Genomic DNA, 1,812 nt, shown 5'->3' with positions numbered 1-1,812 from the left:
ATAGCACTGGTGCACAGATACAAATACCTCGCAACAGCTAATAACGTAGCTCCCGGGCCAGAAGTTAAAAGCTCGTGTAGAAAATCTAAAAAAAGAACAGTAAAACCAATCAAATAGATCACGCTTAGTCGTGGTCTTTTGTTATGTATGAAATTTGATGTTTTCATACAAACGAAAACCACCGCATTGCGGTGGTTTTGTTGTTTCTCAGGCTGCGTTTTTGTTTATGCCGCTTCTAAATGCGTCGTTAAGTAAGGCTGCCATGCTTGTTGGTATAAGTTTTTCGCTTGGCTACGCATATTCTTAATGGAAGCCATTTCAATCTCGCTTAGATTTCGCTTTTCCATTGATGCTTGACGTTCAAGCTTTTGAATTTGCTCATACAGGTCGTGTTCAGGACCATTTTTTACATCCGCAATCGCTTTTAAGTGCAGCTGTACTTCTGCAATCAAATTCGTTTTTGGCAAACGGACTAACAAGTTCAGATCACGGTAGCCAGAAGGGCCAGGTTTCTTAAAGCGGTTTTTGACTTTAACGATAGTTGTTTCGCGCTCTAGCGTTTCGTAAATAGAGACCAAACTTGCCACATCTTCCGCCACAATAGTCGCACGAGCTAAGTCAGTAATGCGTTCTACTTGGCCATCCAGTTCATGTGTGATTTTTTCTTCGGCGCGATGTTTAGATTTTACGCCAGCGAAATATGGCTGAGCATCGTTGAGTAGGGCGGTACTTTTACAAATGGTTTCAAGCTCGAATTGGGCTTGATGCGCTTTGCTGTAAAGAATATCGAAATCTGAATAAGGCTGGGTTGGACGAGAATCGATGGATTGGATTCCATACAAGCCGCTAAGGCTGTGTTTAAATAGTTTAGAACAAACCTCGTTTTGACTAGGGGAACGATTTTGTTCATTACTTGGGGCATTAGGAAGTGCGGCGAATGCCGGCGCACGGCTTAGTACCAAAAGCATCAATGCTGTAGTACGAAGAAATAAGCTCATTCACTCTCCTTAACTTGCTTGCACTTAGAAAATGGGAACGTAAAAGTCGCTAAGACTGGGCAAATTAGGTACTAACTTATTTATGGGGACTTTCCGAAAGATCCCAAGGCTAAAAATTAACCTTTTGGAGGAATCGTGCGTTAGATCACCATTTCTCTTTTCTTTATTCTGCATAGAGAATAAAGAGTTTGTTCTCCAAGGAACGATGACATCCTATCATCGCAGTATTAACCAAAGATGAACGGCATAGACAAATTTAAAAAAATCATTAGTCTTACCCCACAAAACGAAAATCAGCCAACAAGTAGAAAGTAAGAATGAGAGATCAAGAATTTTGGCACAGTAAGTGGGCCAGTAATCAAATCGGTTTTCATTTGGAAGATGTGAACCCTCTATTGCCAGCGTACTGGCACCATGCGAATCCGAAACGTGAAGACAAAGTCTTGGTTCCTTTGTGTGGTAAGTCTGAAGATCTCGTTTGGTTAGCAATGAAACATGATTCTGTGGAAGGGGTTGAGCTGAGCCAAATAGCGGTGCGTTCTTTCTTTGCTGAACACTTTTATACACCAACTGTGACCCCAATTAGTGGTATGCACGAGTTGTATCAGTTTGATGAACTGTCGATTTATACTGGTGATTTCTTTACGGCTCCGGTTTCTCAAGCCGATATTGTTTATGATCGCGCTGCGTTGGTGGCTTTGCCGCAAGATATGCGAGAAGAGTACGTAGCGCGCTTGAAGCAGCTTTTGAATCCGGGCGGTCGTATTTTGCTTGTGACATTGAACTATCCGCAAGAGGAAATGGCTGGTCCTCC

General features: G+C 42.3%; 2 protein-coding genes. One reads left to right on the top strand and one right to left on the bottom strand.

All coding sequences use genetic code 11. The features are described from left to right. Positions 1-224 precede the first annotated feature (224 nt). The gene (locus R8269_RS23735) at positions 225-998 is read right to left on the bottom strand and encodes a phosphoribosylglycinamide formyltransferase (RefSeq protein WP_005480657.1); all 774 of its coding nucleotides are present in this window, start codon (positions 996-998) and stop codon (positions 225-227) included. Positions 999-1,315: 317 nt separating this feature from the next. On the opposite strand from R8269_RS23735, the gene R8269_RS23730 reads away from it, so the two are divergent. Beyond that, positions 1,316-1,812 (top strand): thiopurine S-methyltransferase (locus tag R8269_RS23730; RefSeq protein ID WP_318222718.1); only part of this gene is annotated, 497 nt, incomplete at its 3' end.

It is taken from the genome of Vibrio sp. Vb0667 (assembly GCF_033391095.1).
Note: the sequence above shows the minus strand (reverse complement) of the source record. Positions and strands in the feature narration are given on the sequence as shown.